The following is a 25,749-nucleotide window of genomic DNA, read 5'->3' as shown; positions in this document are numbered from 1 at the left end:
GCTCAATCTGGCTTTTTCAACTCAACACAAAAAAGCCAGCTAAATTTAGCTGGCTTGGCAATCATTGTTGTGGTCTTAAGTGGACTGTTATTTAGCTTTTACATATAAGTCCTTGGAGTAGATTCGTCCTTCAACATTATTCATTGGAAACCCGCCGACCGTGGGTCTTACTAAGCGAGCTTGCATGTAATAATAGATTGGCGCTATCGGCATATCTTTAGCTAATAAGGACTCTGCCTGATCGTAAAAGCGCGCTCGCTCTTCGTCTGTTGTTGCAGCGAGTGCTCCATCAATAATCTTGTCGTAAGCCTTGCTCTTGTAAAACGCTCGGTTGCCCGCATTATCAGACGTCATTAGACTTAGGAACGTAGACGCCTCATTGTAGTCTCCACACCAAGAAGTACGAAGTACGTCAAAGTTACCTTCACGACGAGCAACCAAGTATGATTTCCACTCTTGATTCTCTAACTCTACTTTTGCGCCCAAGTTTTTGTTAAGCATTGAGGCGATGGCTACAGCAATAGATTTATTACTTTCGCTCGTATTATATAGAAGCTTAATATCTAGTGGGTTGGCATCATTGTAACCAGCTTCAGCGAGTAACTTCTTGGCCTTCTCGTCACGTTGTTTTTGTGTCCACTTGCTGTAATCAGGTTGCGTCGCGTCAAATCCCGCTACATATTTGTGAGCAAACGTATAAGCAGGAAGATTTCCAACTTGTGTTACACCATCTGTAATCACATCACGCATAATGGTGTAGGAAACCGCTTGACGCACTTTAGGATCATTAAATGGCGCTTTAGTCGTATTGAAAGCGTAATAATAGGTACACAGCAAAGGAACAACGGTATAGGCATCTGGCTGTTCTTTCTTGAGCTTTGGCGCCATTGCAGTCGGTACATCCGAGGTAATGTCCACTTCACCAGAGGCGTAACGGTTCATTGCTGCTGTCTGACTTTCAAACGGAATATAAGTAACCTGATTGAGTACCGTGTGGTCGTTATCCCAATACTGACTGTTTCTCGCTAGTTCAATACGTTCGTTAATGACCCAGTTCTTTAGCACAAAAGCACCATTAGAAACCATATTCCCAGGCCTAGTCCACTTATCTCCAAATTGCTCTAGGTTTGACTTATGGACCGGCATCATTGATGAATGTGCAGTCATAGCAACAAAATACGGCACCTGACTGTCCAGCTCATACTTTAAGGTGTAATCATCCACAGCTTTCACCCCTAACGAATCTAGCGGCACTTCTCCATTAATGATGGCTTGAATATTCTTAATTTTGGTCAGCTTTAAATACCAGCCATTAGCCGAGGCAAAGTTAGGATCCGCGGCTCTTTTAAGGCTATAAACGAAATCTTGCGCGGTAACCGGATCGCCATTTGACCACTTCGCATCTTTTCTTAAGTGAAAGACAAAGGTTTTGTTGTCACTGGTTTCCCAAGACTCGGCAACACCGGGGATTACATTTCCTTCACTGTCTTGAATCACTAGCCCTTCAAATAAGTCCCTTAGAACATGCATTTCCGGTAACCCCTCTGCATTAGCTGGGTCCAGCGTTGCTACTTCCGCATCGTTGCCGCGTACAATTTTCTGAGTCTCAGCCAGTTGTGTGCCATCGGGCACAGTCGCACTCTGTACTGAAAACGTCGCTGCAATGAGCGCCGAGAGAACCGATACTTTCCATGAAGTGGTGTGTTTCATCCTAAACCGCCTGATTGGTGTCGTTGTTATAAATTTGCCCTATCGTCATAGATAACACATTGGTTTCTTTACAACAAAAAGGCTTTCAATAGCATTGCATCACTATTTATGGCATATATAACCACAGAATGCCGTGAGGGAAGGCAAGAAGTTGGGATGTAGAAAATGGATAATGCAAATCAAACAAAGCCGCAATTACGCCCAAGAGCACTAAGGGCAGAATTTCAAAACAAACCGGAAACGTATGGTCACTCTGTTTTAGGGGCACCATTATTGTACTTTCCGGCCCAAGTCGACTCACCAGAGCGAGGACTCATTCTGGCAGGTACCCACGGAGATGAAACCGCATCCATTACCGCGTTGTCGTGTGCCCTTCGTACCCTGCACGCTGAATATCTGAAACACGATGTGATCTTATCAATGAACCCTGATGGCAATCAGTTAGGGACTCGCGCCAATGCCAATCAAGTGGATCTAAATAGAGCTTTCCCGACGAAAACATGGACGGACAAAGGGACAGTATATCGCTGGAGTACATCGGCAAGTGAACGTGACGTCAAAGTAAAAACCGGTAATGTGACCACTCTTGAACCAGAGATTAGTGCGCTTATTGACTTAATTGAGGCTCGAAGACCGCAGTTTGTCGTATCCCTTCATGAACCATTAGCCTGTATCGATGATCCGGAACATTCTGAATTAGGTAAGTGGCTTGCAAAGCGTTTCTCACTGCCTTTGATTGACGATGTCGGGTATGACACGCCTGGTTCGTTTGGGAGTTGGTGTAACGAGAAAGAATTGCCTTGTATCACACTCGAATTTCCCGCTATTTCGGCGGACAGTGCGATAGAAGAACAGTTAGAAGCACTTATCGATTTGTTGCAATACAGTTCAACAAGTGCTTAATCAACGCGGTTATTTATCATTGCGACGTTTGAATTTTCGGCCAAGATAAACCACACCGACTAGCAATGCGATGTAGTAAAAAAACTGGCTAACATACATACCAATTTCATCTTTGTTCGGTAGATTCACGTGCTCCCAAAATGTGAACACCTGTTCCGACTTACCCGAATCAAAAATCATCCAGACTGTCACCGCCAGACAGACACCCATGAATACCAAATTTCTCATTTACTACACGTGCTCCATTCATTGACTCTCTTACCTTAGCCAATTATTGGACGTGGGTGAGAGCGAGTAACCTGACAAGACTATCAGTGAAGATAAACAAAATCAGTGATTCATACCCGTTAATTTTCACTCCCGTTAAAATTAATCCAGATTACTTTACATTTTTGGACATGATTTCACTTGACGTTTATGGCTAACAAGATAACGTAAGCACTCATTTTGAACACGACGGCTTTGGTTTGCATACATTTAGGCAATCTATTTTTCGCACACTCTTCTTACTCACTGCCATTTTGGTGGTGATGTTTTGTGCGCTAAAAACGAACATTGCATACCACAGCCAATTGGTAAAAGCCGCACCAACACCCGCACCTTATATGAGCGAGGCAGCGCTGTTCAACTCGAGTTCCATCGAGAAAATCGTCCATAACATCACCCCAATTGATGAGCCATGTCGATTGACACAAAAGTTGCTTGGACAATCTTTCGCTCATTTAGAAACCTTTACTCCGCTTCTGTTTTTGGTCGCTTTGTTAGCACTGCTTTCTGAGCGCAAAGTTAAGCCAGCCCATACTCGCCGAAGCGATACCTATCCTCCTAAGCTCAGGCTTCACGTAACTCACTGTACTTTCCGGGAATAAAACGCCTCCAACTAAGGTCTATTTATTACTTATTGGAGATTACTGTGTCTTATACAAACACAATGTTAACGACTCGCATTGCGCGTAGCCGTCATTTTATGTCGCTTTGTCGACAAACACTAAGCACTCTAGTGCTAACATTCGCGCTTGTCTTTGTTGTACTTTACAGTGCAATGTCACATGCGCAATCTACAGGTTGGATTCAAGATCCAATGCATCCACCAGTGAAGGTTCGACTGCTATCTACCGGCCACCTCGATCCACAAACCAAGCAGATGGAGATGGTTCTTAATGTCGAACTAGATGGAGAGTGGAAAACCTATTGGCGTAGCCCCGGTGAAGGCGGTGTCGCACCAGAATTTGATTGGAGTGCTTCGACGAACGTCGAAGCGGTAGATTGGCAATGGCCCGTGCCCGCTTATTATGAGCAACTAGGGGTGATGACTTTAGGCTACAAACACGAAGTGAGCTTCCCGATTATTGTCACCGTGTCAGATACGTCCAAGCCAATCTCGCTCAAAGCTAACTTGCGACTGCCAAGCTGCACCAATATTTGCGTGATAGCGGATTACCCTATTGATTTAGAGATTGATCCCAACGCTCTCTCACTAGATTCCGATGCTGCGTATTTATTTGGTCAAGGTATGAGCTTGACGCCTAAAAAAGACAATCAAATCTCTGTAGAAGCAAGCTACTGGAATCAGCAAGCGCAGGAGCTTCAACTTAAGCTCACCAGCAAAACGGCTTGGAAAAAACCACAGATTTTAGTCGATGGTAATGAAGTCAGTGATGAGTTCTTCGCACAGCCCAAAATAACCATCGACGGCAATACTCTATATGCCAAATTTGATGTTAGCAATTGGCTTGGCGAAGCAGATATTAGTGACAAGAACATTCAAATTACCGTGTCAGATGAGCTAATATTAACGGAAACGTCAACACAAGTATCCACGACACCAATGGCCTATCCGGAGAGTGGAAGCCTCATTTGGATGATAGGATTTGCTCTCATAGGCGGTCTGATTCTCAATATCATGCCTTGTGTACTTCCGGTGCTTGGCATGAAGCTTAACAGCATCATCTCGGGCGTGAATCAATCGCCAAAGCAAGTTCGATTGTCATTTCTAGCTTCATCCGCCGGCATCATCAGCTCATTCCTACTACTTGCTGGTGCGTTAACATCACTAAAATTGGCTGGCCATATGGTTGGTTGGGGTATTCAATTCCAAAATTATTGGTTTATTGCCTTTATGGCGATAGTTACCCTATTGTTTTCAGCGAATTTGCTTGGTTTATTCAACATACAACTCCCAAGTAGCCTCAACACCTGGATGGCATCTAAAGGTGACCACAGCTATGGAGGCCACTTCGTCCAGGGTATGTTTGCGACGTTACTTGCGACACCATGTAGCGCACCCTTCCTTGGCACTGCCGTTGCGTATGCACTGGGAGCAAGCTACACCGAACTTTGGTTGATCTTTGTGGCACTCGGCATCGGAATGAGCTTACCGTGGCTGTTGTTTACGCTATTCCCATCCTTGGTTAATGTCTTCCCTAAACCGGGTCCTTGGATGAACAAAGTGAAGCTAGCGTTTGGTGCAATGATGTTATTGACCAGTCTTTGGTTAGTAACACTACTGTCAACCTTTATTGGCTTTGCTTTAACCGCAGCGTTGGTAGCCATTATTATCATTGCTACCTTGGTACTCATTGGCAAACAATACGGGCGCAAGGCAGTAGCAATTCTCTCTGCGCTATCGATTTTTGTCGTTGGTGGTGGACTGATCATCGGCAGTGTGACTGCAGATAAATGGTCCACACCTATCGTTGATGATCTTCACTGGCAGAAACTGGAGCGTGACCAAATATCAAAGCTCGTGGCTCAAGGAAAAACCGTTTTTGTTGATGTTACTGCTGACTGGTGTATTACCTGTAAAGCCAACAAAATTGGCGTCATTCTACAAAACCCGGTTTACGAAAAACTTCAGCAATCAAACATCGTCCTGATGCGTGGCGACTGGACAACACCAAGTGACAGCGTGACTCAATACCTGCAGAGCTATGGACGCTTTGGTGTGCCATTTAATATTGTCTACGGCCCAGAATATCCGCAAGGCATACCACTGCCCGTTATTCTAACGTCAGAGGTGGTTATGCAGTCTATAGATATGGCCAGTGGAGAAAGCCATGGGGACTAATTCAACCGATAAAAAGCCAAGGTCGAGCCGTCTTAAAAAATGGTCAAAAGAGCTCATCAGCATTGTTATTTTGATGACGTTGGTTTCAATGGCTCTGGATTGGTATCGCAGTACATCAATGCCAAGTGGTGAAGCGCCTTCGTTAAAAGCGATGACCATCCAAGGCTTGCCTGTCGATATCATTCAACAAAGCCAAGAAAAGCCGGTTGTACTGTATTTTTGGGCCACGTGGTGTGGCGCTTGTAAATTTGTCAGTCCAACAATCAATTGGTTTGCAAGCGACCATCAGGTGTTATCTATTGCCCTATCATCAGGTACAAACGATCGCGTCCAACAGTATATGACTGCTAAGGAATACGACTTTCCGGTGGTTAACGATACAACCGGGCTAATCAGTCGACAATGGAATATCAGTGTCACGCCAACTGTTGTCATCATAAACAAAGGTCAAATTGAGAGCATCTCGACCGGCATCATCACGCCCGTTGGGCTATGGTTACGAATTTTATTTGCCTAGTGTTCACTGGGCATAAGGAAAAACAATGAAAAAAACGCTTATTTCAATGGCGATCAGTGTCGCTGCGCTACTTCCAACACTATCGCATGCTGCTTTAACCGCTGAGCAACAACAACAGTTGGACAGTATTCATCAACTGCTGACTGAAAACCCAGAAATCATCGGCGATCTACAGCTAAGTCTTCAACAATATGTCGAAGGTCAAAAACAGCTTGAGAATGCAAAAAAGCAGAGTGAATCATGGCTAAACGATACGACAATTCACACTGTTCTGGGAAATACAGATGGATCGACAGTCATCGTCAATTTTACCGACTATAACTGCCCATATTGTAAGCGCTTGGATGGCGAACTGACAAAGTTAGTTGCTAACTATAACGATGTAAAAGTCATCAATATCTATGTCCCACTTAAGCAGCAAGTCATTGAAGGGCTCGATACTAACTCCGCAGCATTTGCCATTAAGGTTTGGCAGCAAGCGCCCGAAAAGTTTGTAGAAGTGAATCGTCTACTTGTCGCGAAGCCTGGTATACATACCAAAGACTCTATCGAAGCCATCGCGAAAAAAACCGGTACAACACAGTACCTAACAGGTGATACAAAAATCAACGAGTCTTTAGTTAAAAACTACAAGACATTTGTTGCCTTGGGTTTACGTGGGACACCCGCTATGTTCATTGGCGATGAGCTGATTCCAGGGTATGTCCCTTACGACAAACTGGAACAGGTCATCAAAAAGAACATAGCTGAAAACGCTAGCTAATTGGCCCCCAACCATAATGCTCAGAAAGCTGATTGAGCTTTCTGAGCTCGTCTTTCGTTTCGGTCATTAGCCATTGCGCTAACTCCTCAACAATCGGTGAGCCCGTCCTCTTATGGCAGAAATAGCGCCAACTACTAAAATGGATCTGCGCATTTTTAGGGCACACAAGATACTCTCGTTCCAGTTCCGGTAAAGCGAGCAGTAAATCGGTAACCGCAACACCATGGCCTGATAAGCAAGCACTCAAGGTTAAATCCAAGGTAAAAAATGTTGAATTTCGCACCGGTTGATTACTCTTGTATTGGATTTTATCCAACCACACTCGCCAATCAATATGATCAAGTGTTGGATGCAGTCTTGGTAGCGTCAGAAGGTGTTCAATATCGCGGTTTTCACCAAGTAACTGCTGAGTACAAACTGGTGCCATGTACTCTTCTCGCATAAAGGATATTTCCGGATCGTTTTGATAAGCTTCACTTTCACGTGTGGTAAAAACGAATAGGTCATAATCGCCTTTCCTTAAACTTTCCTCTTCATCAATTACTGGAATAACGGCAATTTCATAATCAGGGAAACGCTCGTTTAGCTTCTGTATTTTCGGTAATAGCGCCCGAGTGGCATAACTTAACGCTGCGCGAATCACTATCTTATTACTTTGGACTTCTTTCCACGACTCAAGCAAGGACTGAAGAGCCTGATAATTACGTCCCAAAACTTCAAACAGTGCCTGTCCTTTCAACGTCAGCTGAATTGAACGATGACCACGAATAACCAATGATGCATTGAGATCATCTTCAAGTTGCTTAACTTGGCGGCTCACTGCACTTTGAGTAACGTGAAGCTCTTGAGCTGCAGAAGTAAAGCTCATATGCCTTGCTACGGCTTCAAAGACTTTTAGTGCATTGTGTGAATAGGGAATATTCGAATATAGATTCATAATTGCTCACATGATCTGAAGTCATTCCAGAGTGACACAAATGTTAATTGAACACCATAGTTATGCATATAAAATGACCTCATCATAACCTGAGGCTATCATGAAGAAAATTCTATCCCTTGCTGCACCACTTATTGTTTCTCAGCTAATTTCAATGGCGCTGGTCCTTACTGATGTTTGGATGATGGCACAATTGAGTGTGAGTGATCTTGCGGGTGGGGGTCTTGGAGCCTCAGTCTATACGTTCATTTTCCTCATCGCAGGTTCAACCGTAGGATGTGTCGCTAACCTCATAGCTATTGCCTATGGACAAAGTGTGGCTCGCCCTGAGTATGGGTTAAAACAAGTCCGATTAGCAGTAAAAGGCGCACTGATGTTAGCCGTGTTTCTGACTATCATCCTAACGACAGCTTTTGTTTTCGCCCCAGATTTTCTGAGAGTTGCTCAACAGCCTGAAGAAGTGATTACGGTAGCCATGATCTACCTTGATACTTTGAAGTGGGCCATGTTACCAACGTTACTACTACTTATCTTGCGTGGCCTGACAAGCAACTATGGCGATGCCAAATCCGTGATGATTATGTCTCTGGTTACCGTCATTTTGAACGTGCCTTTCAGCTATTGGCTGGCATTTACTTTGGATTGGGGTATTGCCGGGCTCGGCATAGGTACCGCTCTTGCCGCAACACTGGTCTTAATTGGTTATGCGACTTGGGTATTCAAACGCCCAGTGTACTATCGGTTTGCACCTTGGCTCCATCTTGAGGAATACAACTGGCGTTTAATGCTACCGTTGCTGTCGATGGGTATCCCTATTGCTATTGCAGGAGCTCTAGAAATGGGACTGATATACGGTGGTACCTTGATGGCAGGGTTTATTGGCGTAACTGCTCTGGCCCTGCATCAAATTCTATTACAATGCTTAAGTTTCACTTGGAATATTAATTTTGGTTTTTCTCAGGCCGCCGCCATCCTTGTGGGCAAAGAGTTCGGCAATGATAACCTCATTGGAGTCAAAGCCGTTGCGAAGCGAAGCTTCTCACTAGTGACGATACTAAGTGCTGTACTAGCCGTAGTCTTCATTGTTTGGCCGGACGCGATTGCCAGTTTGTTCCAGCTGGATGGAGAAGGTGAACATGCGTTAACGGACATGTTGTCTTCATTGATTTGGGTTGTCGCACTGTGCTTCGTAGTAGATGCTTGGCAGTTGTTAGCCATTAACCTGCTTCGTGGCATGAAGATCGTCAAGCTTCCAACTCTCATGACTGCCATAGGCTACTGGGCATTTGGCCTACCTGCCGCATGGTGGTTGATGGAACGCTATGAGCTTGCTGGTATCTGGGGCGGTATATTGGTGGGTTTGGCAGTAACCGGGTTATTGCTACTGGCGCAACTTATTGTCGAACTGCGTCCTTCAAAGACGCTAAGAGACAACATGGTTGGCGTTGGTTAATAAACTGCTCGCATCATACCAGCAGAGTTATTACCATACTCACAAACTATACTGAAATCAGGATTTAACTATGTCTCTTCCTCCTTGCCCAAACTGTCAATCTGAGTATGTGTATCAGGATCAAAGCCAGCTCATCTGCCCTGAATGTGCTCATGAATGGAATCCTAATGAAGTGCCAGAAGATACCATCATCGTTAAAGACTCGAACGGTGCAGTATTGGAAGCTGGTGACAAGGTGACGATGATTAAAGACCTTAAAGTTAAAGGCAGCTCTCTGGTCATCAAGATCGGCACGAAAGCTGTTGTTCGTAATATCAACGATGGTAAAGACCATCAGCTTGATTGCAAGGTGGATGGTGTCGGTGAAATGATGGTGACAGCAAAGTTCGTTAAAAAAGCCTAGTGCCCCATAACACAAACTACTATCACAGCTGATAAATCAGCAGTTTTCTAGATTGCCTAATAAAAACGCACACTTTTTCACTCTTTAAATGAAAAATGTGCGTTTTTCGTTATCTGGCGTTAATTGTTAGTCACGTATCGTAGAATCTCTACTATCTGCTGTGGTGTTTCAGCCCATGCCATCGCCGCGGCATCCACCTCTTTAAGGGGATGAATAATCCCTTCGTCGTGTAAAGTAATAAATGGTTTATCTAACGCGGCCAGCATACCGGCATCAAAGGCAGCATTCCATTGACGGTATTTATCGCCAAACCTGACTACACCAATATCGCATTGTTTAATTAGGTTTTTAGTTCGAATCGCATTCACTTTCGATGATTGATGATCGCGCCAAAACTGTACGTCGTTAAATCTAAGGTGATCGCCCGCTGCATCGCTAGATTCATGATCTGTATTCGCGGAATAAAACTCGATATCTAACTTAAGCTCTGCGGCACCTGCGATGATTTGTTCACGCCAGTCGGTATGAATCTCTCCGCTCAAATACACTTTCCAACTCATTATATTTCCTTGTTTTCTGGGTTTGTCGCAATCACATCGGCTCTTATCACCGTGGTGTCGAGCACCAAATCTGCAAGCAATTTACGACTGTCTAAGTAATGCGATGTCTGTTTATGTACCTGCAATGCGTGCAGGTCTTGGTAGATTTCATATAGGTAGAAATCTTGGGGTGCTTCCTGATCTTGAATGACGTCAAACCGATAACACTCAGGCTCGTTTGTCACTGAGGCTTTAGCATTCTCCATCATTACCGATTTATAGCACTCCTCGCTACCCTGTTTCACCCGATTTCGAACAATAATACAATACATCTTACCCTCTCCTTGGCATGAATTTGAAATCACATACATTTATTGTATACAATTTAATTAAAAATAGAATACAAAGGATGTAAAGAATGAAAAGACCGTCTCCATTTAATGGTATGAGACACATCGCGTTAGTAGTGGAAAAGTTTGAGGAGTGTGAAGCGTTTTATACCGATATCATGGGTATGGATGTGTTAAGAAGAGCTAATGAAAACTTGGTTTACCTAACGTGTGGCAACGATAACCTATCGCTAGGAAGAGCAAAAACTCAGCGGATCTGCTCACCCACCAGCGTCGACCATTTTGGGTTTATCGTCAACAGCAAGAAAGAGCTTCAAGAATGGTACGAATTTATGAAGGCGCGAGGCGTGACGCTATTGGACGAGCCCCACGACCATAGCGATGGAGCGCGGAGCTTTCATTGTAAGGATCCCGAGGGGCACGTCATTCAGCCCCTCTATCATCCTGGTATTTCACACCAAACGTTCATTTAGAGCCGACTTTCTCGTCGCTTAAGCTTTAGATTTTTCGACTTTACGATGACCTTCTTGAAGATGGACAAAATCAACAAGGTCATCGCCAGACACTTGATATGCCTGCCCAAAGCCTTTCACAAAAAGACCTTGTTCAGCCTTCAAGTTAAACAGAATGAAGTCTTGTAGTTGACTTAAACCATCAATGATTTCACCAAATCGATCTTGCATTTGAGCAATAACAGCTTGCCATTGCTCAGTATCGCGCTCGACAATGGACGCTACAGCGTCAAACGTCAGTCGTTTACGTGCAAAAAGCTGTTTACTGTCGCTTTCATCTTCAATCATCATTAAGGATACATTAGGATTTTTCTCAAGGTTGCGAGCATGACGAGCAATCTGAGAGATCAGAACAAAGTATCCATCCTGATTTTGGACGTAAGGCGCATAACTGACGTTTGGTCGCCCCTCTTCATCTACCGTTGCCAATTGAATGGTTTTACGTTCTTGACGAAACTCTTTGATTTCTGGCCCAAGTCGACCTTGTAAGCGTTCTTGCTTAACTTGTTGATCCATGTTGAATTCCTCACTTTCTCTAATAATTATAATTTTAAATTTGAATTTTGGTTGAGCGTTTACTGGCTAGATAGCCTTTGCTTAAGAGTGTTAAATTGTTCTACCTGCTCAGGAAATAGGACTCGCTTCTTGTCACGACCTAGGTAAACCTTAAACACGTTATGACCTGTTTCATCGAAGAATCCAAAATAGTGGCTTTCGCTGCCCATAAAAGGTTTGCTCACTAAAGCCACTTTAGTAATTAAGTCGAGCTTCAAATGTCCATGAAGTTCCCCTTCCTTGCCCATCAGGTTGTAATAACCTCGAGCAACTTTACCTTTAGGGAACGGCGCTTTTACTTCAAAGATTGAGCCGAACGAATGAACAATTGTCGTCACAGGGCCCCAAGTTGTTAATGATTCCAGGAGCTCCTGTGCAACGCTGCCCTCTGCAATAGCAACCATCTCGTCTGGCAGTGCACAAACAACGTCACATTCGGTCACGTGGAGCTTCTCAGCAATAGCCGCTGGCAATAGTGACGGTTCTTGTTCCAGTATCTCAGCAACTTGCTGTTTTAAACTTTTTAACATTTTATTTTCCGTGATAGGTTTCCAATATTTACAAGCTAAGAGACCATCTTCGATGGATGTCCTTTGCCACTTTGACCATGGCCATGACCATGACCATGCGGATGTGTGTTCATACTTTTACGAGGGCTCAACGTATTAATCGCTTCAATGGCGCCCTGTGCGAGCGTCACAGCCCAAAAACTGCCAGCTAGAGTCAGCACCAGATAATCTTGTTCTAGCTCCACCAATCCATTTCTACTCCAAATAGCAAATAATGGTTTAAGCAGCTCGAATGTATTCTGTCCTTTGAAACTTGGTAGTGTGCTGCGACGTACAACACCACTATCAAAGCCCGCTTTGAGTGCCGCATTGATGGACTCAGTCGGCCCTTGTTTCACCATCATCGCTATCATAGAACGACCACTCTTCATTGCGTCCATATACGCATCAAGTGAGCGGTGATGCATCAACCCATAGCCACCAATGTTGCCACCCGCACCGCAACCAACAGGTAATACCTCCGCATAAGTTTTCGCCAAGCTGTTATATTGACTACGTTCACGATTGTCGCGAGCCCAATGGTTAACACTCAGTTGTTTAATATGATGCTTATCCATAAAGGCAACACCACGTTCGTACATACTGGCTTTGTCCGGGGTTGTTGCCGGCGCTGGTATTCTTCCTCTCTCGACCATGTTTAGCATCGGTGCACTACCACCAACCACTAACTGATAAAGATCCGCGCCATGTGCTCCCGTATCCAAAAAGTCTTGTAAGTCTTGCTCAAACACATCCAAGGTTTGGTATGGAAGTCCGTAAAGCAAATCGATAATTATAGGAGCCTCGTCCCTTGCACTTAGCGCAGCAACTCGCTCCAGCACGACTTCACGGTCATCCAATCGCTTGGCGCTACGGCGAACTTTCGTGTCAAAGCTCTGAATTCCGAACGAAAAACGGTTGAAGCCTCCTTCAAGTGCTTTATCAAACATCTCATCTGTGAAACGGTTGGTTCGACCTTCAAGCGTTATTTCACAATCACTAGACAACGGAAATGAAGAACGAATAGTTTTGCCGAGTATCTCTACCTGATCTGGCGACAAGTCCGTAGGCGTTCCCCCACCGATATACACAGCGTGAAATAATCCAGATTGCGTCCACGCCAAACGGGACTTTATTTCTATCTCCTTTAATAGAGCCTCGAAATAGTCATCAACAAGCTGGCGACTCGCGGCGTTTTGAAAAAAATTACAGAATGTACATCTGACCCGACAAAACGGGATATGGATATAGAGACACCGCTTATTTGCTTTAGACACAGAAGTAGACGTGATGTTCTCAAAAATCTGAGATTGCTGCTCAGCAGCGATTGGCATCGACATTCCTCCGGCATGAGGAGATGACTTTTTATTGAATGCAAAACGGAGTGGATCCGGCGTCGATATACCAAAATGAGAATCATTTAATTGATTCAAGTCAATTTTCATAACTAGTCTCAAAAGAGTTCAAAGCCCGTAAAATAAAGGGCTGTTCCAAAACTTAAATGATCATAAATAGACTTAAATGATAATGCAATTGATAATTGATCTTATTTTCATTGTGATACATAATCTCAGTTGTGAATTGATTTGAGGGATAGGCTGGAGTTGTTGTGAATATTACCCGCTATGTTGTTACTGGCGTTGTTTCTGTTGCCTTACATATGAGCTTGATGTTGGCTTATAAAGAACAACAAGTATTTGCTATGCCTTCCGGAAGCACTTCTCAATCAGTTTCTCTTAACTTTGTCGCTCCAAAAGCACCGTCCGCTGAGAAGCCTGCCGAACAGCAAAAAACAAAGCCTACGCCGCAAGAAAAACCGGTAGCGAATGAAACAGCACCCGGAGTGGTTAAGAAAGAGGTGGTGAAAAAGAAGCCGCAACCCGTTAAGAAACCTGAACCGAAGAAAGTGGTTAAGAAGCCTCAACCTAAACCGGCCGTTCAGAAAAAGCCTGTCGAAAAGGTGGTGAAGCAAGAAAAAACCAAACCACTAAAGCCACAGAAAACCGCAGAGAAGAAAGTAGATAAAACACCATCTAACTCTGACAGTGCGCCTAAAGCGGTCGTAAACAGTGGTGTCAGCAGCGAACCCATTTTGGTGACTGAACCAGCGTTTCTATCAAAACCAGTGCAACCGCGCTACCCACGTATTGCCCGTAAACGTGGCATTGAAGGTGTTGCAACGTACGAAATTTGGCTAGATGAAAAAGGTCGTCAAGTAAAACAGGTGCTTATCTCCTCTTCTGGCGCGACTATCTTAGATAAATCTGCGCTCGACGCTATCAAACAATGGCAATTCTCTACACATACTGTCAACGGTGTGGCGATGGCACATCGAATTCAAATACCCGTTCGTTTTAAATTGGATTAATCATGGAACAACTGCATTATCTCGAAGAGCAACTTGGCTTGATGGCATGGCCACTTATCATCTGCTCTGCCTTAACCGCAATGATCGTCATCGAGCGTCTATTTCAAATCGCTATTAGTAGTGGTGTAGGAAAGAGTGCTATTCGACAAGAGCTCAATCAAGCATCTCCGGTAAACGAAAAAGAGATCGAAGCACTGGCGAAAGATTTAGTTCAGAAACGCCCGCTTCTTTACAAAGGAGTGGCAATGCTCCTCGCACACCACTCATTTGCCAAATCACTTCGAGAAGACGCTGCTTCCATCTGGCTGCAAGATAAACGTCACCAACTCCACTCTGGACTACGCATTTTAGGATTGATAGGTGTTATCAGCCCGCTTCTAGGCCTTCTTGGTACTGTGCTAGGTCTGATTGAGATGTTCAAAGGTATCGCGGCTGCCTCTGGTAACGTCACCCCGAATGATCTGGCTGACGGTCTTGGGCTGGCCATGAGAACCACTGCGGCAGGTCTCATCATTGCACTACCTGCTATCGCAGGTTCACAACTCATTGGGCTTTGGGCTGACAGAATTGTTGCCAAACTTGAGCACACTCTTAACTACGTTAACTTATGGTTAGAAGGCGTGGAAATGCAGCACTCTGATAAAGATCCACTCGTTGTAGACAATATCGATAAACTGCCAGCGAGAGCGGCACATGATTAAAGTCAGCCAAAACCACCAGCAGAGTTCGCTCTATCCAGATTTGACCCCACTTCTCGACATCATCTTCGTCGTTATGGTTTTTCTGATGTTGACGGCATCTGTTCGTTTAGAGTCACTGCAAGTCGACTTACCCACTACCGAGTCTTCTGCCGTTTCTGAGGTAGATACGCAGTCCATTACCGTCAACATTCTGGCTCAAGAACCCTATTGGGCTATAGATGGTAAACATTATATCGACTGGGAAAACTTCAAATTGGCCTTACTCGAACAATCCAGTTCAAGCAAAAGTCCAATCATTATTGGAGCTGAGAAAACGGCAGACGTTCAACATCTCGTGCAACTACTTGCTTTTATGCAAGAGAACGGTATATCAGCGACCCAATTGCTCACCGACGAACCAACAGACTAATAATGATTCAAGTTAAGAATCACACCAGTTAACAAGGACTATTCAATGAACAAAACGCTTAAAAACCTTATGTTGGTTGGCACACTTTCCACTATTCCTGCGGTTTTCTTTAGCGCAACTGCAGCAGAAAAAATCGTCAGCGCTGGCGCATCCGTAACTGAGCTGATTTACGCGCTGGATGCTCAATCTAAACTCGTGGGGGTTGATGTAACAAGTGTTACGCCAGAGGGAACCACTATTCCTAAGGTTGGCTACCATCGTGCTCTTTCTGCGGAAGGACTATTGGCACTAGAACCGACTCTGGTTATTGGTTCCGATGAGATGGGACCAAAACCAGCCCTCGACCAGCTAAGTCGTGTGGGTGTTGAGGTTGAGGTGGTCGATACGTCTTCAACCATCGAAGGGCTGAATCATCGTATCGACCAGATAGCCAAGCTAACTAACAGCGAAGCAAAGGTTGGTGAACTAAAAGAAAAAGTAGCTCAGCAAGTGGAGGCACTCAGCAGTAACCAGCCTAGTCAATCCAACATGAAAAAAGTGCTATTCCTTCTGATTCACGAAGGACGCCCAGCTAACGTTGCAGGTAATGGTACTACTCCAGACGCCATCATTAAGCTTGCGGGAGGTATCAATCCAGCGGCTAGCCAAATTGATTCGTACAAACCGCTATCTAATGAAGCCATGCTAGAAATGCAACCTGATGTGATTCTTGTGAGCGGTAGAAGCTACGAGAAAATGGGCGGAATCGATGCGGTATTAAAAGCGCTCCCTCTGTTAGCCGCAACTCCAGCAGGGAAAAATGGTGACATAGTGACGATTGATGGTCATGCCCTTGTCGGTGGATTAGGTCTCAAGAGCTTGGCGGAAGCCAAACGCATTAACGAAATACTTTATCCATAATCACCATAACAGCGTGGTGTTTGCCGCCACGCTGTGACCTTTGAAAGAGATATTCAACTTTTATGTTAAGACGGTTCTCTAATACCTACGTTTTCGGCGGCTTCGCAGTTTTACTCTTCTTTTCTGCTGTTTACTCGATAACAGTTGGTCCAATGAATATTACCATTATGGACAGCGTTATTGCGCTCACCAGTCGAAGTAATACCCTAGCCCCGCATATCAATCTGATTATTCACGATATCCGATTACCACGAACCATGCTTTGTATGTTTGTTGGGGCTATTTTGGCTGTAAGTGGGACGGTCATGCAGGGTTTGTTTCGAAACCCACTTGCGGAGCCAGGTATTATAGGTGTCTCGGCCGGAGCTTCTCTTGGCGGAGCGATTGCGATTGTAGGTTTTTCAATAATCGGAGTTGACTTTCCTCAGTTTATGGCTTTAGCCGTCGTGCCTGTTTTCGCGTTTTTTGGTGGCGCACTGACAACTCTGCTCGTATACAAACTTGGCACTAGCAAATTCGGAACGTCGGTAACTATTATGTTACTTGCTGGGGTGGCTATTAGCGCACTTTCTGGTGCTGGTATCGGTTTTCTTAACTTCGTTGCCGACGATCAAATGTTGCGCGATCTTTCCTTATGGTCAATGGGCTCATTAGCAGGAGCAACTTGGGGCAAAATTGCTTTGTCAGCCGTTACACTTATCGGGTTGTTTTACTTTTTCTATAAAAAACCAATGTCGTTAAATGCTCTACTTCTTGGGGAATCAGAAGCAAAACACCTTGGTATCCCAGTTCAAAAACTCAAACGTCAATTGATTTTGCTTACTGCCGTTGGGGTAGGCGTCACCGTGAGTGTCTCCGGCATGATTGGGTTTATTGGGCTAGTCATTCCACATCTAGGACGCATGTTGTCTGGCCCAGATCATCGCACTTTGCTACCACTGTCTGCCTTATTGGGGGCGTTACTGATGATCGCCGCTGACATGTTTGCTCGGGTTGCGGTTGCTCCAGCAGAGTTACCCGTAGGGATCGTGACCGCCATTATCGGCGCGCCCTTCTTTCTCTACTTATTATTCCAGCAGAAAGGGAAAATCCTATGAGCGCTACTATGGTAGATACGATGGCAGCAGCACAGCCTTTAGTGTTAACCCAAGAAGAATCTCCTGCCATATCCGCCAATGATGTCAGTGTTAGTTTCGGTGAGCGGGTAATTTTGGACAACGTAAGTATTGAGTTGAATTCGGGAGAAGTCACCACGTTGCTAGGCCCGAATGGTGCCGGAAAAAGCACCTTGTTAAAGCTGCTTTGTGGTGAAACAGACTCTGAGGCCAACGTTGCTTACTTTGGTCGGTCAAGAAAACAATGGAACCCCAAAATACTATCAAAGCATTTGGGCTTATTACCCCAACACAGTACGTTATCTTTTCCTTTTCTTGCTTCGGAAGTGGTCGAACTTGGGGCCATTCCGCTTGGCATGCCTAATAAGGACACCAAAAAGCTTGCTCTACAGTACATGCAACAGGCCGACATAGTACATTTGGCGAATCGCCTCTATCCTTCACTATCAGGTGGCGAAAAACAACGAGTTCACTTAGCTCGTGTACTAACTCAATTACATCTTTCTGGCGACAAGAAGATCCTAATGCTTGATGAACCAACATCTGCACTTGATCTTGCTCATCAACACAACACATTAGCTATCGCTCGTGAGCTAGCTGACAACCACAACACTGCGGTAGTGATTGTTTTGCACGACTTGAATCTCGCCTCTCAGTATTCCGATAGAATCATTATTTTACACGACGGCAAATTGGTCGCCGATGGTGCTCCAAAAGATGCCATCAATAGTGAGATGATTGAGCGAGTATATGGCTACAAAACCATAATTACCCAGCATCCGCAGCTTGGCTTTCCCGTCGTCTTAGCAAGTTGATTAAACTGACATCTCTATTGGTGTTCACCCGCAATAAAAAAACCGCTTGTGAACAAGCGGTTTTTTTTATTCAAGCGTTGGTTATTTTGACAACTGAATCAGTGAACGACCAATTAACCATTCTAGTTCTTTGTCGCTGCCTGCGCCGTACTGAGACTCAACCAGTTTGTATAGCCTATCTATTCCTTTCGACGCAAACTCATGCGAGTTTTCAGAAGTGACAATATGATGGAAAAGTAGCTTTAAGATCGCCAAGAATTCTGGATTCTTCAACGACTCAATCCAACTGCCAGTAAAACCATTGATTCCTTTTTCAAATTCCAAGTGTTCCACGAACATCTTGAAAATTCGACCATCAAGCGCTGCCGTAAAGTCCGTTTTCTTTGGAAAATGGTGACTAATACCGGTTCGCGAAATACCTGTCTGTTGGCTCAAAGTGGTGTACGACATCTTGTCGTATCCTAGTCGGATGATCTGATCAACGACCGCTTCCATAATTTTCTGGATCGTAATCTCAGTATCTTCTTTACTACGCTTTGGCATCTTAAAGCTCTTCTCTTATCGTTATGTGCGTTCACTGTATGCTATACCATAATTAAAGCAGTACTCGGTATAGTTTTCTATTCATTAACGTATCGATTTGTTAAAACTCAGTTTACGGCACCTGAGGCGAATTATTGGCTAAACTCATGAACACCATGCGTTTCATTGAGAATATTATAAAAAACAAACCATTGATTAATAAGTTATAAAGTCTAACACTTCTCTGATATTGATAAACTAGTCTGTACTACATCACTAGTGCGCAAGTCTCATTTATGAGAACTCGATCACAAAGATGCACTATTACTTGCATAATAAAAAAATATTAAAAAGCAATGACTTATAGTAATTTGATATATCACTTATCGCTTAATTAGATAAAAATAATTAACAATTAGAAAATTTCTGTTACAAAACCATATCTTAACGCAATGGCCTAATCCTTTGATCAGGTATTTATTACTGGATACCTTATTTCCACAGATATAGAATAACCACAGATTTTGTAAGAGGTATCGTTATGTCAAATACATATGAAGAGCCAACCGTATGCGACGCATGTGGTGTAGCTGGTGAAATGGGCTTTATCATCAAAGAAGGCGACGACGTCGCCGAGGTTCAGCTATTCAGTGATTCAAAAGCACAGTTAGAAGTTGAACTTCAAAAGTATGTTGAACTTGCTCAAGCTGTCTGTAAGAACGTAGAGTTTGAAGTTTCACCACTTGAAGAAAGCTCAAAAGAGCTCACTGCTCGATTCAAGTTCGAAGTCAGTGCGGAAAAACTGATCTTCGAACTAAAAACACGTTCTCTAGCAAGATAACTAGAGTTTACGCTGCATCAAGCGAGCATCATTGCTCGCTTTTTAATTGCTTCCACTTAAGCTGACCATTCATTTCAAAGTCCTGCTCCGCCACACATTGCAACACTACGCCTTCCACATTTATCACCGATCCTAAAGAATACGCTTTGTCGTTGTAATAACAGACTCGCTTACCTAGCTTGGAATCCGATAACAATACCGCAGCTCCAACATCTGCTCCTGGGGTGGTGATGGTTTTGGCCGACAAGGGCACGGCGAAGGCACACATTATCGCGGTCACAAGGCCCAGTGATTTCCGTTGTTTTCTCTTAATTTCCATTGCAAACTACCTACGTCGTTCTGATTGTATGGTATCTCGTTATTATGATTCGTTTTTTTGCTGCAGTAACTGCAGTCTTTCTGTTCACCACCTTCTCTGTTGTGGCACAAGATCTCGATCATTATAAGCTACTTAACCATCTTGATAATTATGGCAACCTTGACCTGAGAAATAAGCCATATACAACACTTCCCGACGGACTAATCGTAAAAGGCAACCTCAATATCGCAAAGACACCTATTAAAATGCTACCCAATAATCTTGAAATCAAAGGTAGCTTAGATGCCTCAGATAGTTTAGTGGAATTCATGCCAAGAGGAACCAAAATCACAGGATACGCTAACTTTCTCGGAAGCCGATTAAAAGCTTGGCCAGCTGGTGTTGTTCCTGGTGGCTATATCAACCTCACGGATACACCCATAGCCAAATTACCAAATGGTATGTATGTCAAAGGCGACCTAAGTGTCATCCGCACTAAATTAACTGAACTTCCTAATGGTTTGGTCGTTGAAGGCAACCTTTATCTGGGCGGTTCGCAAATAACCACTTTTCCCCAAAAGCTCACGATCAAAGGAAATATCTATCTAGGCGGTAACATCATTACTCAATGGCCAGACGACTTAACCTTAGGTGGCGCCGTCGCTCGTTAATGCATTAAATTAACCATTCATTTATAAAACCGGAACAGTGTAAAAATCTGTTCCGGTTTTTCAAATCCTACCAAGTGTAAGCTTTTGCTATCGAAACAACAGAGGCTTTACACTATGACATTTTTCAATTTCGTTGCTAATTACTTTCAAGCCACCTATAAATATGAGGACGATAATAGCTTACTTGGAAAGCTGTTTTACATCTCTCCAGCGGAGCGTGCCGAGCGACTGAACGAGCTGTTTGGTACTGATGCGTTTTGGGGTTTATCTATATCTTCAGAGCGACATAAAGACTCCATCACAGAAAAACCGGAACAACGAGATTAAATAATCAATGGCAGCAGACAGACGTAAACTTGAGCTCTACGAAAACCTTTTTAAGCAATTAGGGCCGGGAGATCATCGTATTACTATCGGCACAATTGCGGAGCATTTTCAATGCAGCGAGCGACATGCGCGAACGCTACTTAATCAAATGGAAGCTAAGCAATGGTTGTCCTGGACTCCTCTTCGTGGCAGAGGAATGAAGGGCAAACTTGTCTGCCTACAAGAACCTATTGAGGCCTGCTACAAAGAGGTAGAACAAGCAACTGTAGAAGGCAACTACGATATGGCGCATAAGCTGATTGGCTTCAACAACCGCAATGTCGCTAGTGGCCTAAAGCAATACCTTACGCATGCGACAACAGCCAGTGAAGATACCATTTTTGCTCCATTTCATCGCAAGCTCAGTTGGCTACACCCCCATCACACTATGGAGCGTACTGAACGTCACCTCATTCACGAGGTGTTCCAGACTCTAGTAAATGTCAGGGGAACTGAGTTAAGTGGTAGCCTCGCTCACGCCTGGGAAAGTGATGATGGGAAGACTAGCTGGGTCTTTTATCTGCGCAGTGGGGTCGTCTTTCATGATCAGTCTCCAGTCACCACCAATGACGTAGTAGAGAGCCTAAAGGCGCTAACTCTCTCACCTTATTGGCGTGCGTTGTACGATCATATCGCTGACATTACTAGTCATACTGCTAACCAAATCCAGATAACACTTAAGCACCCTGACCCACATCTACCTAAGCTGCTGAGCAGGGCCGAGGCATCCATTATGCCTAAACAGTTTATCTATCGTGCCGAGAGTCACTTCAAACCAATAGGCTCAGGCCCCTTTATAGTCGATGTGAGTTCCGAGAAACTGCTTCGCTTGAAACGCAATCCGAACTTTTGTGGTCAGTCGGCTCTGGTCGAACATATCGAACTTTGGATTCACAAGGAGTGGGCAGAAGATAAGAAATGCGCTGAAAACTTCTTCTTCCTTAGCGATGAGCAAGTGCAATACATGGCTTCAACCTCTGATATTGGCTACTTTTTCCTACTCATCAATAACAGAGCCCTGCAGAATTCGTCGTTTCAAAACAGTTTGGAGAGGTTATTTAGCGATCGACTAGACTCACCGATCCCCTGCGATACGCATGTCGATTTTTGCTTTGAAAACAACAACGAAAACCGTTGGTTTTCACGCAAACTCGTTAGTGCTCTCAAACAACAAAACGTTACTGCAACCGGTACCCAAGTCGTCTATGGTCACCCTGAACCGAAACAAGACCTAGCCATTGGTGGTATTCGCTTAGAAGGAGATAGAACCACTAGCCTAATAGCGTTTTTTAAACTCTACCCATATTGGCAAGCAAACCTAACCTGGAAGCAACAAGACCATTTGAAGCACACTCTGTCGGCCGCACGTTCGGAGACGGACACATCAAAGCAAAAGCAGATTCTCGACGCGTTGCTTACTTGGTTACACAAAAACCATGTACTGACGATTATTAAGTCCGAAGATCTTTCTTTGAGTATCCCTTCTCGTATTCGAGGCGTGGAAATCAACTCTATTGGTTGGTGTGATTTTTCCAAGCTATGGATCAAACAGAGAAGGATACGTTCTCACTAGGTCAATATTCGCTCCTCTTCAGAAATAGTGAGATATCAGAAGTAGTGAGATATCGCTAAATAGCGGGTCCGGATATGCTCTATCAACAGCCTCACTTTGTTCGGCGGTTGTCGAGTAAAAGGATAAACGGCGTAAATTCCTAAACGTTTACCCACTTGGTCAGGAAAAATATCCACCAGCTGACCATTACGTATGTCATGGTATACCAAGCAGCGCGGGACATACGCGATACCATGTCCACCTAATGCCGCCTTTCGCAGCGCAGTGGCATTATCAGTAGAAAATGAGCCTGAAACGCGCACGATATAGTTACCTTTATTTGCCTTAAACTCCCACTCTGAAGCTCCGGTGGTTTGATAAGCGTATTGCAAACAATTGTGTTGCGTAAGATCTTCGGGCTTAAGCGGTTTGCTGTTTTTCGCTATGTAGGAAGGAGAAGCACAAACTACCCACTGAGAATCCAAGATATGACGCGCTATCAAACTTGAGTCCTCTAGATATCCAGTACGAATAACAAGATCAAACCCGCCATCCACCAAATCCACAAATCGATTATCCAACGACATATCGACAGTGAGCCCGGGGTGCATGTTACAAAATTCGGCCACGGCATCGGCTAAGATCAAATCGCCGGAGATAGACGGCACAGACATTTTGATATGACCACTAATATTCTCGCCGTACCCTGAAACTGATTCCATAGCCTCTTGGGTGGCTTGCTTCACATTTTTCGCACCATGTACAAGTGCTTTACCCGCCTCAGTGAGCGTTAATTTGCGCGTTGTTCGATATAATAATTGGACACCCAGCTCCTCTTCTAAACGCGCAATTCGTTTGCTAACTACCGAATTTGTAAGGTTATTTTGCTCTGCCACTCGGCTAAAAGCACCTGTTTCTACCACTTGGTAGAACAGAATCAAGTCGTCTGCTCGCATCACATTATGCCAATTTTGGAAATAATCATTTTCATTATTTCTCTATATCAACAAAAAATAAAGGGATAAATTCACCCCACCTTAACAACCCTATTACAAAAATAATAAAGACAACTTCGCCCATTCACATAGTTGGAGTGGATGAGCTAAGACAAAAGGAAGTAACCCATGTCTGAAACTCTATTAGCCCTCGTGGCATTTTCGCCTATCGTTGTCGCGGCCATCTTACTGGTCGGTCTCAATTGGCCCGCAAAAAAAGCCATGCCTGTTGCATTTGGACTTACCGTAATTATTGCCTTATTTGCTTGGGATATGTCTGTCACTCGCGTTCTCGCGTCGGTATTTCAAGGCTTTGGAATTACCGTCTCCGTACTCTGGATAGTGTTTGGTGCAATTTTCTTGCTCAACACCCTCAAACATACAGGAGCCATCACCACAATTCGTAACGGTTTCACCGACATTTCCCCCGATCGTCGAGTGCAAGCTATCATCATCGCGTGGTGTTTTGGCTCCTTCATTGAGGGCGCATCTGGGTTTGGGACCCCTGCGGCAATTGCAGCACCATTGCTTGTCGCCATTGGCTTCCCTGCGCTAGCCGCGGTATTAATGGGTATGATGATTCAATCCACGCCCGTCTCTTTTGGCGCTGTAGGTACACCTATCATAGTCGGTGTAAACAAAGGTCTAGATACCCACAACATCACCGAGTCTTTGGTTTCTCATGGCGCTTCATGGGACATGTATTTACAGCAAATTACGGCTAACGTTGCCATTATTCATGCCTGTGTTGGAACACTCATGCCAGTGCTCATGGCAATGATGTTAACCCGTTTCTTTGGTAAGAACCGCAGCTGGACAGAAGGTTTAGACATCCTGCCATTTGCACTATTTGCTGGGGTTGCGTTTACGATTCCATATGCGCTCACAGGTATTCTTCTCGGCCCTGAGTTCCCATCACTCATTGGCGGGCTTGTCGGCTTAGCCATCGTTGTCAGTGCGGCAAAAAAAGGCTTCCTAGTGCCGAAATCAAAATGGGATTTTGAAAGCGAAGATAAATGGCCAACTGAATGGCTAGGTTCGTTAAAAATGGATCTTTCAGAATCAAACGGAAAACCGATGTCAATGGCCGTTGCATGGTTACCTTATGTGCTATTAGCAGTCATCTTGGTTGCTAGCCGAGTGAGCTCTGAGTTTAAAGGCTTCCTGACCAGTGTGAGTCTATCGTTCGGCAATATCCTTGGAGAGACCGGCATTAGCACCGCTATTCAACCCCTATATTTACCCGGCGGTATCCTAGTATTCGTTGCCCTGTTGGCAGTCATTATTCAATCACGTAGTACGAAACCACTGGCCGCCGCTTTTGGTGAATCGAGCAAAACGCTAATAGGAGCTGGCTTCGTTCTTGTGTTTACCATCCCGATGGTTCGTATCTTCATTAACTCTGGAGTAAACGGGGCCGATTTAGCCAGCATGCCAGTGACCACGGCTAACCTTGCCTCAGCCATGGTTGGTGAAGCCTTTCCTGCGCTAAGTGCAACAATCGGTGCTCTAGGCGCATTCATTGCGGGCTCAAATACGGTGTCGAACATGATGTTCAGCCAGTTCCAATTTGAAGTTGCACAGACTCTTACTATTTCAACCACTGCCGTGATTGCATTGCAGGCGGTAGGAGCAGCAGCCGGTAATATGATCGCTATTCATAACGTCGTCGCCGCCTCTGCTACCGTAGGACTGCTGGGCCGTGAGGGCCTAACGTTACGCAGAACAATTATCCCAACATTCTATTACCTAGTCGTTACTGGCCTTATTGGATTGGCTCTGGTTTACGGCTTCCATTTCACTGACGCCTTAATGAACTAATTTAGGTTCAATTAACCACGCACTTACCTCGTTTTTTGAGCGAAGTTGTGAATTATCTCAAGAAGGTAAGTGCGCTTATTTTTCAGAATGTTACAACTAGTCTATATAAGAATATAAA

30 protein-coding genes are annotated in these 25,749 nt (G+C 44.4%); 19 read left to right on the top strand and 11 right to left on the bottom strand.

Features of this window, described 5'->3' with window-relative positions; all coding sequences use genetic code 11:
• Positions 1 to 87 precede the first annotated feature (87 nt).
• Entirely contained in the window at positions 88 to 1,710 is a 1,623-nt protein-coding gene (locus tag AWH66_RS01965) for an ABC transporter substrate-binding protein (protein WP_063605022.1), read from the bottom strand.
• A gap of 165 nt (positions 1,711 to 1,875) precedes the next feature.
• Between AWH66_RS01965 and mpaA the strand changes: the two genes are divergently transcribed.
• Positions 1,876 to 2,613, top strand: a complete 738-nt coding sequence (gene mpaA / locus AWH66_RS01960) for a murein tripeptide amidase MpaA (RefSeq protein WP_063605021.1) — start codon at positions 1,876 to 1,878, stop codon at positions 2,611 to 2,613.
• Between the two features lie 9 nt (positions 2,614 to 2,622).
• Here mpaA and AWH66_RS01955 read toward each other — a convergent pair whose 3' ends face one another.
• Positions 2,623 to 2,841, bottom strand: a complete 219-nt coding sequence (locus AWH66_RS01955) for a hypothetical protein (protein ID WP_124941326.1) — start codon at positions 2,839 to 2,841, stop codon at positions 2,623 to 2,625.
• Positions 2,842 to 3,080: 239 nt separating this feature from the next.
• Between AWH66_RS01955 and AWH66_RS01950 the strand changes: the two genes are divergently transcribed.
• From AWH66_RS01950 to AWH66_RS01935, 4 genes are all read left to right on the top strand, one after another.
• The gene (locus tag AWH66_RS01950) at positions 3,081 to 3,482 is read left to right on the top strand and encodes a hypothetical protein (RefSeq protein ID WP_143081448.1); all 402 of its coding nucleotides are present in this window, start codon (positions 3,081 to 3,083) and stop codon (positions 3,480 to 3,482) included.
• A 98-nt stretch (positions 3,483 to 3,580) separates the two neighbouring features.
• Positions 3,581 to 5,680 carry a protein-disulfide reductase DsbD family protein gene (locus AWH66_RS01945; RefSeq protein WP_063605166.1) on the top strand — a complete coding sequence of 700 codons (2,100 nt, stop codon included), beginning with the start codon at positions 3,581 to 3,583 and terminating at the stop codon, positions 5,678 to 5,680.
• Positions 5,670 to 6,197, top strand: coding sequence for a protein disulfide oxidoreductase (locus AWH66_RS01940; RefSeq protein WP_063605019.1), 528 nt, complete (start codon positions 5,670 to 5,672; stop codon positions 6,195 to 6,197). Before AWH66_RS01945 ends, AWH66_RS01940 begins: the two co-directional genes overlap by 11 nt.
• 25 nt (positions 6,198 to 6,222) lie before the next feature.
• Positions 6,223 to 6,960 (top strand): DsbA family protein, encoded by a 738-nt coding sequence (locus AWH66_RS01935; protein ID WP_063605018.1) that lies wholly within the window; start codon positions 6,223 to 6,225, stop codon positions 6,958 to 6,960.
• Here the strand turns inward: AWH66_RS01935 and AWH66_RS01930 are convergent.
• A complete protein-coding gene (locus AWH66_RS01930) occupies positions 6,953 to 7,897 on the bottom strand; it encodes a LysR family transcriptional regulator (protein ID WP_063605017.1) in 945 nt (314 codons plus the stop codon). The two genes, AWH66_RS01935 and AWH66_RS01930, sit on opposite strands and share 8 nt — an antisense overlap.
• A gap of 100 nt (positions 7,898 to 7,997) precedes the next feature.
• Between AWH66_RS01930 and AWH66_RS01925 the strand changes: the two genes are divergently transcribed.
• A complete protein-coding gene (locus AWH66_RS01925; RefSeq protein WP_063605016.1) occupies positions 7,998 to 9,350 on the top strand; it encodes an MATE family efflux transporter in 1,353 nt (450 codons plus the stop codon).
• 70 nt (positions 9,351 to 9,420) lie between these two features.
• Positions 9,421 to 9,753 carry a zinc ribbon domain-containing protein YjdM gene (locus AWH66_RS01920; protein ID WP_063605015.1) on the top strand — a complete coding sequence of 111 codons (333 nt, stop codon included), beginning with the start codon at positions 9,421 to 9,423 and terminating at the stop codon, positions 9,751 to 9,753.
• 119 nt (positions 9,754 to 9,872) lie between these two features.
• On the opposite strand, the gene AWH66_RS01915 is transcribed toward AWH66_RS01920, so the two are convergent.
• Entirely contained in the window at positions 9,873 to 10,313 is a 441-nt protein-coding gene (locus AWH66_RS01915) for a YtoQ family protein (RefSeq protein WP_063605014.1), read from the bottom strand.
• Entirely contained in the window at positions 10,313 to 10,624 is a 312-nt protein-coding gene (locus tag AWH66_RS01910; protein WP_063605013.1) for a putative quinol monooxygenase, read from the bottom strand. The genes AWH66_RS01915 and AWH66_RS01910 overlap by 1 nt, the downstream gene beginning before the upstream one ends.
• Before the next feature lie 86 nt (positions 10,625 to 10,710).
• Here AWH66_RS01910 and AWH66_RS01905 point away from each other — a divergent pair, with 86 nt between their 5' ends.
• Positions 10,711 to 11,115: a VOC family protein gene (locus tag AWH66_RS01905; protein ID WP_063605012.1), complete on the top strand. Its 405-nt coding sequence runs from the start codon at positions 10,711 to 10,713 to the stop codon at positions 11,113 to 11,115.
• Between the two features lie 18 nt (positions 11,116 to 11,133).
• On the opposite strand, the gene hutZ is transcribed toward AWH66_RS01905, so the two are convergent.
• The 3 genes from hutZ to hutW are packed head-to-tail and all read right to left on the bottom strand — an operon-like array spanning position 11,134 to position 13,702.
• Positions 11,134 to 11,670, bottom strand: a complete 537-nt coding sequence (hutZ, locus tag AWH66_RS01900) for a heme utilization protein HutZ (protein WP_063605011.1) — start codon at positions 11,668 to 11,670, stop codon at positions 11,134 to 11,136.
• A gap of 59 nt (positions 11,671 to 11,729) precedes the next feature.
• Positions 11,730 to 12,239, bottom strand: a complete 510-nt coding sequence (hutX, locus tag AWH66_RS01895) for a heme utilization cystosolic carrier protein HutX (RefSeq protein WP_063605010.1) — start codon at positions 12,237 to 12,239, stop codon at positions 11,730 to 11,732.
• A 35-nt stretch (positions 12,240 to 12,274) separates the two neighbouring features.
• Positions 12,275 to 13,702, bottom strand: a complete 1,428-nt coding sequence (gene hutW / locus AWH66_RS01890; RefSeq protein WP_063605009.1) for a heme anaerobic degradation radical SAM methyltransferase ChuW/HutW — start codon at positions 13,700 to 13,702, stop codon at positions 12,275 to 12,277.
• A gap of 164 nt (positions 13,703 to 13,866) precedes the next feature.
• On the opposite strand from hutW, the gene AWH66_RS01885 reads away from it, so the two are divergent.
• The 6 genes from AWH66_RS01885 to AWH66_RS01860 all read left to right on the top strand — a co-directional run bounded on the left by AWH66_RS01885 (position 13,867) and on the right by AWH66_RS01860 (position 18,565).
• Positions 13,867 to 14,625, top strand: coding sequence for an energy transducer TonB (locus AWH66_RS01885; protein ID WP_063605008.1), 759 nt, complete (start codon positions 13,867 to 13,869; stop codon positions 14,623 to 14,625).
• A 2-nt stretch (positions 14,626 to 14,627) separates the two neighbouring features.
• Positions 14,628 to 15,326 carry a MotA/TolQ/ExbB proton channel family protein gene (locus tag AWH66_RS01880; protein WP_063605007.1) on the top strand — a complete coding sequence of 233 codons (699 nt, stop codon included), beginning with the start codon at positions 14,628 to 14,630 and terminating at the stop codon, positions 15,324 to 15,326.
• Positions 15,319 to 15,735 carry an ExbD/TolR family protein gene (locus tag AWH66_RS01875; protein WP_063605006.1) on the top strand — a complete coding sequence of 139 codons (417 nt, stop codon included), beginning with the start codon at positions 15,319 to 15,321 and terminating at the stop codon, positions 15,733 to 15,735. Before AWH66_RS01880 ends, AWH66_RS01875 begins: the two co-directional genes overlap by 8 nt.
• Positions 15,736 to 15,780: 45 nt before the next feature.
• Positions 15,781 to 16,635: a heme/hemin ABC transporter substrate-binding protein gene (locus AWH66_RS01870; RefSeq protein WP_063605005.1), complete on the top strand. Its 855-nt coding sequence runs from the start codon at positions 15,781 to 15,783 to the stop codon at positions 16,633 to 16,635.
• 62 nt (positions 16,636 to 16,697) lie between these two features.
• Positions 16,698 to 17,732 (top strand): FecCD family ABC transporter permease, encoded by a 1,035-nt coding sequence (locus AWH66_RS01865; RefSeq protein ID WP_063605004.1) that lies wholly within the window; start codon positions 16,698 to 16,700, stop codon positions 17,730 to 17,732.
• A 20-nt stretch (positions 17,733 to 17,752) separates the two neighbouring features.
• The gene (locus AWH66_RS01860) at positions 17,753 to 18,565 is read left to right on the top strand and encodes a heme ABC transporter ATP-binding protein (RefSeq protein WP_063605165.1); all 813 of its coding nucleotides are present in this window, start codon (positions 17,753 to 17,755) and stop codon (positions 18,563 to 18,565) included.
• Positions 18,566 to 18,646: 81 nt separating this feature from the next.
• On the opposite strand, the gene AWH66_RS01855 is transcribed toward AWH66_RS01860, so the two are convergent.
• Complete coding sequence (locus AWH66_RS01855; protein WP_063605003.1) at positions 18,647 to 19,108, bottom strand: TetR/AcrR family transcriptional regulator; 462 nt, start codon at positions 19,106 to 19,108, stop codon at positions 18,647 to 18,649.
• A 520-nt stretch (positions 19,109 to 19,628) separates the two neighbouring features.
• Here AWH66_RS01855 and AWH66_RS01850 point away from each other — a divergent pair.
• Entirely contained in the window at positions 19,629 to 19,928 is a 300-nt protein-coding gene (locus AWH66_RS01850; protein WP_006074643.1) for a YfcZ/YiiS family protein, read from the top strand.
• 28 nt (positions 19,929 to 19,956) lie between these two features.
• On the opposite strand, the gene AWH66_RS01845 is transcribed toward AWH66_RS01850, so the two are convergent.
• Positions 19,957 to 20,208, bottom strand: coding sequence for a YnjH family protein (locus AWH66_RS01845; RefSeq protein WP_420882854.1), 252 nt, complete (start codon positions 20,206 to 20,208; stop codon positions 19,957 to 19,959).
• 83 nt (positions 20,209 to 20,291) lie between these two features.
• Between AWH66_RS01845 and AWH66_RS01840 the strand changes: the two genes are divergently transcribed.
• The 3 genes from AWH66_RS01840 (at position 20,292) to AWH66_RS01830 (ending at position 22,836) form a co-directional block, all read left to right on the top strand.
• The gene (locus AWH66_RS01840; RefSeq protein WP_063605001.1) at positions 20,292 to 20,897 is read left to right on the top strand and encodes a leucine-rich repeat domain-containing protein; all 606 of its coding nucleotides are present in this window, start codon (positions 20,292 to 20,294) and stop codon (positions 20,895 to 20,897) included.
• A gap of 114 nt (positions 20,898 to 21,011) precedes the next feature.
• Positions 21,012 to 21,224, top strand: a complete 213-nt coding sequence (locus AWH66_RS01835; protein WP_063605000.1) for a hypothetical protein — start codon at positions 21,012 to 21,014, stop codon at positions 21,222 to 21,224.
• Between the two features lie 7 nt (positions 21,225 to 21,231).
• A complete protein-coding gene (locus AWH66_RS01830) occupies positions 21,232 to 22,836 on the top strand; it encodes an SgrR family transcriptional regulator (RefSeq protein ID WP_063604999.1) in 1,605 nt (534 codons plus the stop codon).
• Between the two features lie 35 nt (positions 22,837 to 22,871).
• Here the strand turns inward: AWH66_RS01830 and AWH66_RS01825 are convergent, their stop codons facing one another.
• Positions 22,872 to 23,771, bottom strand: a complete 900-nt coding sequence (locus tag AWH66_RS01825; protein ID WP_006074638.1) for a LysR family transcriptional regulator — start codon at positions 23,769 to 23,771, stop codon at positions 22,872 to 22,874.
• Between the two features lie 168 nt (positions 23,772 to 23,939).
• On the opposite strand from AWH66_RS01825, the gene AWH66_RS01820 reads away from it, so the two are divergent.
• Entirely contained in the window at positions 23,940 to 25,631 is a 1,692-nt protein-coding gene (locus AWH66_RS01820) for an L-lactate permease (RefSeq protein WP_063604998.1), read from the top strand.
• The last annotated feature ends 118 nt before the right edge of the window (positions 25,632 to 25,749 follow it).

It is taken from the genome of Vibrio barjaei (genome assembly GCF_001639065.2).
Taxonomy (GTDB): Bacteria; Pseudomonadota; Gammaproteobacteria; order Enterobacterales; family Vibrionaceae; genus Vibrio; species Vibrio barjaei.
Note: the sequence above shows the minus strand (reverse complement) of the source record. Positions and strands in the feature narration are given on the sequence as shown.

Bases quoted from the DNA above. Each gene is read 5' to 3' on its own strand.
- AWH66_RS01965 (WP_063605022.1), bottom strand. From the start codon at position 1,710: ATGAAACACACCACTTCATGGAAAGTATCGGTTCTCTCGGCGCTCATT.
- mpaA (WP_063605021.1), top strand. From the start codon at position 1,876: ATGGATAATGCAAATCAAACAAAGCCGCAATTACGCCCAAGAGCACTA.
- AWH66_RS01955 (WP_124941326.1), bottom strand. From the start codon at position 2,841: ATGAGAAATTTGGTATTCATGGGTGTCTGTCTGGCGGTGACAGTCTGG.
- AWH66_RS01945 (WP_063605166.1), top strand. From the start codon at position 3,581: ATGTCGCTTTGTCGACAAACACTAAGCACTCTAGTGCTAACATTCGCG.
- AWH66_RS01940 (WP_063605019.1), top strand. From the start codon at position 5,670: ATGGGGACTAATTCAACCGATAAAAAGCCAAGGTCGAGCCGTCTTAAA.
- AWH66_RS01935 (WP_063605018.1), top strand. From the start codon at position 6,223: ATGAAAAAAACGCTTATTTCAATGGCGATCAGTGTCGCTGCGCTACTT.
- AWH66_RS01930 (WP_063605017.1), bottom strand. From the start codon at position 7,897: ATGAATCTATATTCGAATATTCCCTATTCACACAATGCACTAAAAGTC.
- AWH66_RS01925 (WP_063605016.1), top strand. From the start codon at position 7,998: ATGAAGAAAATTCTATCCCTTGCTGCACCACTTATTGTTTCTCAGCTA.
- AWH66_RS01920 (WP_063605015.1), top strand. From the start codon at position 9,421: ATGTCTCTTCCTCCTTGCCCAAACTGTCAATCTGAGTATGTGTATCAG.
- AWH66_RS01915 (WP_063605014.1), bottom strand. From the start codon at position 10,313: ATGAGTTGGAAAGTGTATTTGAGCGGAGAGATTCATACCGACTGGCGT.
- AWH66_RS01910 (WP_063605013.1), bottom strand. From the start codon at position 10,624: ATGTATTGTATTATTGTTCGAAATCGGGTGAAACAGGGTAGCGAGGAG.
- AWH66_RS01905 (WP_063605012.1), top strand. From the start codon at position 10,711: ATGAAAAGACCGTCTCCATTTAATGGTATGAGACACATCGCGTTAGTA.
- hutZ (WP_063605011.1), bottom strand. From the start codon at position 11,670: ATGGATCAACAAGTTAAGCAAGAACGCTTACAAGGTCGACTTGGGCCA.
- hutX (WP_063605010.1), bottom strand. From the start codon at position 12,239: ATGTTAAAAAGTTTAAAACAGCAAGTTGCTGAGATACTGGAACAAGAA.
- hutW (WP_063605009.1), bottom strand. From the start codon at position 13,702: ATGAAAATTGACTTGAATCAATTAAATGATTCTCATTTTGGTATATCG.
- AWH66_RS01880 (WP_063605007.1), top strand. From the start codon at position 14,628: ATGGAACAACTGCATTATCTCGAAGAGCAACTTGGCTTGATGGCATGG.
- AWH66_RS01875 (WP_063605006.1), top strand. From the start codon at position 15,319: ATGATTAAAGTCAGCCAAAACCACCAGCAGAGTTCGCTCTATCCAGAT.
- AWH66_RS01870 (WP_063605005.1), top strand. From the start codon at position 15,781: ATGAACAAAACGCTTAAAAACCTTATGTTGGTTGGCACACTTTCCACT.
- AWH66_RS01865 (WP_063605004.1), top strand. From the start codon at position 16,698: ATGTTAAGACGGTTCTCTAATACCTACGTTTTCGGCGGCTTCGCAGTT.
- AWH66_RS01860 (WP_063605165.1), top strand. From the start codon at position 17,753: ATGGCAGCAGCACAGCCTTTAGTGTTAACCCAAGAAGAATCTCCTGCC.
- AWH66_RS01855 (WP_063605003.1), bottom strand. From the start codon at position 19,108: ATGCCAAAGCGTAGTAAAGAAGATACTGAGATTACGATCCAGAAAATT.
- AWH66_RS01850 (WP_006074643.1), top strand. From the start codon at position 19,629: ATGTCAAATACATATGAAGAGCCAACCGTATGCGACGCATGTGGTGTA.
- AWH66_RS01840 (WP_063605001.1), top strand. From the start codon at position 20,292: ATGATTCGTTTTTTTGCTGCAGTAACTGCAGTCTTTCTGTTCACCACC.
- AWH66_RS01835 (WP_063605000.1), top strand. From the start codon at position 21,012: ATGACATTTTTCAATTTCGTTGCTAATTACTTTCAAGCCACCTATAAA.
- AWH66_RS01830 (WP_063604999.1), top strand. From the start codon at position 21,232: ATGGCAGCAGACAGACGTAAACTTGAGCTCTACGAAAACCTTTTTAAG.
- AWH66_RS01825 (WP_006074638.1), bottom strand. From the start codon at position 23,771: ATGCGAGCAGACGACTTGATTCTGTTCTACCAAGTGGTAGAAACAGGT.
- AWH66_RS01820 (WP_063604998.1), top strand. From the start codon at position 23,940: ATGTCTGAAACTCTATTAGCCCTCGTGGCATTTTCGCCTATCGTTGTC.